The 5,291-nt window shown below is 67.5% G+C and carries 5 protein-coding genes and 1 pseudogene; 1 reads left to right on the top strand and 5 read right to left on the bottom strand.

Annotated elements, in window-relative coordinates:
- The 3 genes and pseudogenes from NI18_RS19250 to NI18_RS27465 form a co-directional block, all read right to left on the bottom strand.
- A pseudogene (locus tag NI18_RS19250) lies at nucleotides 1-630 on the bottom strand (secretin N-terminal domain-containing protein); the annotation flags it as partial.
- Nucleotides 631-680: 50 nt separating this feature from the next.
- Complete coding sequence (locus tag NI18_RS19255; RefSeq protein WP_306286534.1) at nucleotides 681-1,235, bottom strand: type II secretion system protein N; 555 nt, start codon at nucleotides 1,233-1,235, stop codon at nucleotides 681-683.
- Nucleotides 1,226-1,507 carry a hypothetical protein gene (locus tag NI18_RS27465; RefSeq protein ID WP_306286535.1) on the bottom strand — a complete coding sequence of 94 codons (282 nt, stop codon included), beginning with the start codon at nucleotides 1,505-1,507 and terminating at the stop codon, nucleotides 1,226-1,228. Before NI18_RS27465 ends, NI18_RS19255 begins: the two co-directional genes overlap by 10 nt.
- A gap of 143 nt (nucleotides 1,508-1,650) precedes the next feature.
- Here NI18_RS27465 and NI18_RS19260 point away from each other — a divergent pair, with 143 nt between their 5' ends.
- Nucleotides 1,651-2,337, top strand: coding sequence for a 2OG-Fe(II) oxygenase (locus tag NI18_RS19260; protein ID WP_052149355.1), 687 nt, complete (start codon nucleotides 1,651-1,653; stop codon nucleotides 2,335-2,337).
- Nucleotides 2,338-2,589: 252 nt separating this feature from the next.
- Here the strand turns inward: NI18_RS19260 and NI18_RS19265 are convergent, their stop codons facing one another.
- Nucleotides 2,590-4,836 (bottom strand): TonB-dependent receptor, encoded by a 2,247-nt coding sequence (locus NI18_RS19265; protein ID WP_306286536.1) that lies wholly within the window; start codon nucleotides 4,834-4,836, stop codon nucleotides 2,590-2,592.
- Nucleotides 4,833-5,291, bottom strand: a 459-nt coding sequence (locus NI18_RS27470) for a TonB-dependent receptor plug domain-containing protein (protein ID WP_306286537.1), incomplete at its 5' end; no start/stop codon positions are given. The genes NI18_RS27470 and NI18_RS19265, both read right to left, overlap by 4 nt.

The following is a 5,291-nucleotide window of genomic DNA, read 5'->3' on the forward strand; positions in this document are numbered from 1 at the left end:
CCCCGCCGGTGCCGATCAGGCCCTGCAGCGCGGTCGCGATGTCGCGCGCGCTCGCATTCTTGAGCGCGACGACGCGCGTCGACGAGGTGTCGGTATCGACCCGGCGAATGACCTCGCGGATGCGGCGGATATTGTCGGCGAAATCGACCACCACCAGGCTGTTGCCCCCGCGGTTCGCGGTGACCGACCCCTGCGCGCTGACCAGCGGGCGGACGGTATCGACCGCGCTCGCCGCGTCGGTCGCGCGCAGGCGGATGATCTCGGTGACATAGCTGTTGCGCGCCGCCCCCGCGACGCCGATCCGGCTCGGCTGCGACGCGGCATTGTCGAGCGGCTGCACGCGGAACGCCCCGTTCGAGGTCGGCACCGCGACCAGCCCGTTGGCGCGCAGCGTGGAGAGGAACACCTCGAAATATTCGGACCGGCTGAGCGGCCGGTCGGTGACGACGGTCACCTTGCCCGACACCCGGTTGTCGATGATGAAGGTGCGCCCCGTGACCTTGGCGGCATCGGCGATGACGCGCGAATATCGGCGTCGCGGACGTTGAGCGTCGTCTGCGCGCGCGCTTCCGCCGCCAGCGTCAGCGCCAGCACCGGAGCAAGGACCGAGGCGAAAACCAGATTCTTCATTGCAGCCTTGGTCTTGGAAAGGGGAAGGGAAGCGAAAGTCATGCCGGAGATCATTGCGGGGGCGCGATCGTGATGGCGAGCGGCAGCGTGTCCTTGCCGCGTTCGACGGTGATGGGCACGTTGCCGCCCTGCGCGAAATCGGCGGCGATGCGGTCGAGATCACCCGGCCCGGTGACGGGACGCCCGCCGATCGAGGTGACGATGTCGCCGTCGCGCAGCCCCGCCTGGCGGAAGGCGTTGCCCGAGCCCTGCGACCGGACCGTCAGCCCGCTGACGCGGCCGCCGTCGATCCGCGGGATGAAACCGATCTCGCTGCGCAACTGGCCGATCGCGATGCCCGCGCCGCCCGGCGGTGGCGCCGCACCCGGCACTGCGCCGGTCGGGGATACCGGCGCGACCGCGTCGGACTGGTCGAGGAACAGGTCCTCGTCGACGCCGCCGCGATCGATCGTGACATGGTCGAACGCGACCGCCTTCAGCCGTACGCCGGGCTGGATCTCTTCGCCGACGACGATGCTGGTCTGGACATTGTCCGCACCCGCGATGATCGCCGAGCTCCGCCCCGTCGCATCGTCGATCCGCGTCCCGAACAGCGTCAGCTGCAACGCGGTGACCGTCGCGGGTCCGCGCCGGCGGGCGCGCCCAGCCGGAAGAACGGATCGAAGCTGCGCAGGATGTCGCCATTCGCCCCCGCGGGTGCGATCGCTGCCGGGCGCCACGCGCCGAGCGGCGTCACCGGCGCCACCGCGACCCAGATCAGCCGCGCGCATTGCACCGCCAGCCCCGCCATCTGCGCGAGCTCGCCGGCGGAATATACCGTGATCACGGGCAGCCGCCGCAGGATACGGCGCGCCCGTGCGTCGATCGTCAATCGCATGAGCGAACCCCCTCCCGACGCGGTGCCGCCGCCATTGGCGCCCCCCAATGGCGCTAGGCATGCCATGTTACAGTTACGCGTCAATCTGGCGATAGATTTATGGCGCGCTGGCGCAAGCACGGATTGCCCGGCAAAACAGCATCATGGTCACCCCCTCCACCGACACGCCGCCCGCCCCCTCTCCGGTCTCGCTCGGCAGCGGCCTGCCCGCCGAGCCGGTCGTCGCGCGGCTGACCGCAGCCCCCCGCGTCCAGCGCGTGCCGAGCCCCAAGCTGACGCTGTTCCTCAACCGCGGCTTCCTGCCGCCCGCGCTGTGCGCCGCGCTGCTCGAGCGGATCGACGCCGTCCGCCGCCCGTCGACGATTTCCGATTCGAACGGCGATGCGAGCTACCGGACGAGCGAGACGGGCGACCTCGACCCCGCCGATCCGGTGGTGATCGATGTCGAGGCGCGGATCGCCGCGCTGACCGGGCTCGATGGCATCTATGGCGAACCGCTCCAGGGGCAGCGTTATGCGGTGGGGCAGGAGTTCAAGGGCCATACCGATTATTTCGAGCCGACCGGTGTCGACTATGACCGCTATTGCAGCGTTGCGGGCAATCGTACCTGGACCGTGATGGTCTATCTCAACCAGCCAGAGGCGGGCGGCGCGACGCGGTTCAAGGCGATCGACAAGATCGTCCAGCCCGAGACGGGCAAGCTGCTCGCCTGGAACAACCGCCGGCCCGACGGAACGCCCAACCCCGCGACGCTCCACCACGGCATGAAGGTCCGCAGCGGCGTCAAATACGTCATCACGAAATGGTACCGCGAGCGCCCCTGGGGGTAGCTACCCCTACCCCGGTATCCCCGGGCTCGACCCGGGATGCGGAGCCACGCAACGTGCCGCCCGTGACCCTGGGTCCCGGCGTTCGCCGGGATGACGGAGGCGGTGTACGCCACGCTACCCCAACATCGTCATCCCGGGCTCGACCCGGGACCCAGAGCCACGCAGCGCGCCGCCTGTGACCCTGGGTCCCGGCGTCCGCCGGGATGACGGGGCGGTGCTAGCCCCCCGGCCCAGCCCCGCCGCCACCCAGCTTCAGAACGTCGTGCTCAGCCCCAGCGTGAACACCCGGCCGAGATTGTAGCGGTTGATGAACACCTGCGCGCCATTGTCGAAGGTCTGGCCTTCCTGGAACCGCGTGCCGGTCAGGTTGCGCGCTTCGGCCTTGAGTTCCCATTTGCCACCGACGAGTTCGAAGCCCTGCCGTGCGACCAGGTCGAGGCGGATGCCGGGCTTTTCGATGATGTCGGGCTGGAAGCCGACGCCGCTGAGGTTCGACGGGCCGCGGTTGGTCACGCGATTGCTTGCATAGTTGAACAGCAGAGTGATTGCCGACAGCGACGCCGTATCCTCGAGCCCGACCTGGACGTTGACCAGATGATCCGACTGGCCGGTCAGCGACGCGCCGTCGCGGAACTGGAGCGAGGCCGGACCGAAGCCCGCCTGGCACCCGCCGAGCGTCTGGTTGAGCACGTTCGGGACGCAGCTATTGTCCGCGGTGATCGACGACTTCGAATAGGTGTAGTTGGCAATGAACAGCGCGCGGCGCGTCGCGAAGAAGTCCGAGTTGAGGAAATCGAGGTCGAAATATTTCTGGAGTTCGACCTCCGCGCCATAGAGCGTCGCCTCGGGCAGGTTGGTGAAGCCGGTCTGCAGCCGGTCGTCCGCGCCGGTGTAGAAGCCGACCTGCTCGACCGGGTTCTTGATCTCCTTGTAGAAGCCGCCGAGCGTGAAGCGCTGGTCGCGCGCGAAGAACCACTCGTAGCGGCCCTCGAGATTGTAGAGCTCCGAGTCCTTCAGCAGCGGGTTACCGAAGAACAGCCGATCCGATTCGGGATCGCGGAACTGCTGCGGCGCGAGCTCGCGGAACTGCGGGCGAGAGATCGTCTTCGACGCGCTCGCACGCAGCTGCATGTTGTTCGCGAAGTTGTAGGTGAGCGTCGCGGCGGGCAGGAAATAATCGTTCTTCAGCCGCGTCGTCGTCGTGCCGATCGGCGTCACCTGCTCCTCGGCGGTCTCGTAGCGGACGCCGATCGTCGCGCGGACGCCGTCGGTCGCCTCGGCCTCGGCCTGGACATAGCCCGCATGGATGCGCAGCGACGCGTCATAGGCATAGGCGCCGAGCGGCGTGCTGAACTGCAGCTGGATCTGGTTCGCGTTGAGCGAATCGATCCCGAGCAGATAGTCGGGACGCAGCAGGTTGTAGGGATAGCCCGGCGCGGTGCCGCCGCCCGCGGCGGTCTGATAGTTGAACTGGAGGCGCGTCGAATTGCGCTTCGTGTCCGAATAGAAATAGCCGGTCGACAGCGTCATCGGCCGCTCGGTGTCGAGCTTGTACGACAGGTCGCCCTGCCCGGTGTACAGATCCTCGTTCAGTTCACTGAAGATGATCGAGGCGAACGGCGTGAAGCGCTGGGTCACCTGATAGGCGCCGTTGCACTGCGCGCCGTCCGAGCCGTTGGGCGCCTCGACGCTGATCGGCAGGCCGGTCGTGGTGGTTGCCGAGCACAGATAGTCGAACTGCCGCTCGTACGGCGCGTTGCGCTTCGAATTGGCATAGGCGCCGCGCGCGTCGAATTTCAGCGCGTCGGTCAGCTTGAATTCGCCGACCAGCTGGCTCTCGAACAGCTGGCGTTCGAACCAGTTGGTGTTCTGCTGGAAACGCAGCCCGCTCGAATTGTTGTAGACGGTCGCCGACGATCCGCGCGCCTGCTTCAGCGTGTCGTGGATATAGACGGTGGTCGAGCGGATCGTGTTCGGGCCGAATTCGTACCCCAGCCCGATCAGCGCGTTGGTGACGATCCGGTTGTCGGTCAGCAGCGTCTGGAAATCATTGCGCAGCGTGCCGTCGGTCGACACCGAATCCTGCTGAGTCGACGAACGCGTGCGGAACGTGTTGCTCGCGCTCAGCGATGCAATGATGCCCAGCCGGTCGGAGCCGAAGTCGAACACCGATCCGCCGCTCAGCTCGCCCGACCAGTTGGCCGGCAGCTGGTTGTTGCGCTGGAGCAGCGTCGTGTTCGCATTGGTCAGCTGCGCGACCTGGTCGGTCGGGATGATCCCGGTGCCGCCGGGCGCGTTCTTGATGAAGGCGGGCACCTTGCGCGCGCCGTCGTCGAAGCCGATCCAGTCCGCATCGCCGCCATAATAGGTATAGCCGAGCTCGCTGGTCGTCACGGTGTCGGCGGAGATCGACCCGCCGATGCTCAGGAAGTTCTTCTCGGGGATCGCCTTGGTCGTGAGGTTGATCACGCCGCCACCGAATTCGCCGGGATAGTTCACCGAATAGGCTTCTGGACCAGCGCCGAGCCGACGATCGCGGTCGGGAAGATGTCGAGCGGAACCGAACGCCGGAGCGGCTCGGGGCTCGGCAAGGGCGAACCGTTGAGCAGCGACGACGAATAGCGATCGCCGAGACCGCGGACATAGACGAAGCCGCCGCCGACGACGCTGAGGCCGGTGACGCGCGTCAGTGCGCCGGCGATGTCGCCTTCGCCCGTCCGCGCAATGTCCGCGCTCGACAGCACCGAGACGATCTGTGCGGTGGCGCGCACGGTGTTCGGGATGTTGCGCCCGACAACGACGATGTCCTCGCCCGCCGCGGCGTCATAGCCGGGGCTCGAAACCTCGACGCCGGCTTCGGGGGCGGCCTGCGGTGTGGCCTGCTGTGTGGTCTGCTCTTGGGCCGTCGTGCCCGGCGTCGCGGCATTGGTCTGGTCCGCCTCGGCCTGCGTTGC

This window comes from Sphingomonas sp. Ant20, from assembly GCF_000783375.1.
Lineage (GTDB): Bacteria > Pseudomonadota > Alphaproteobacteria > Sphingomonadales > Sphingomonadaceae > Sphingomonas > Sphingomonas aerolata.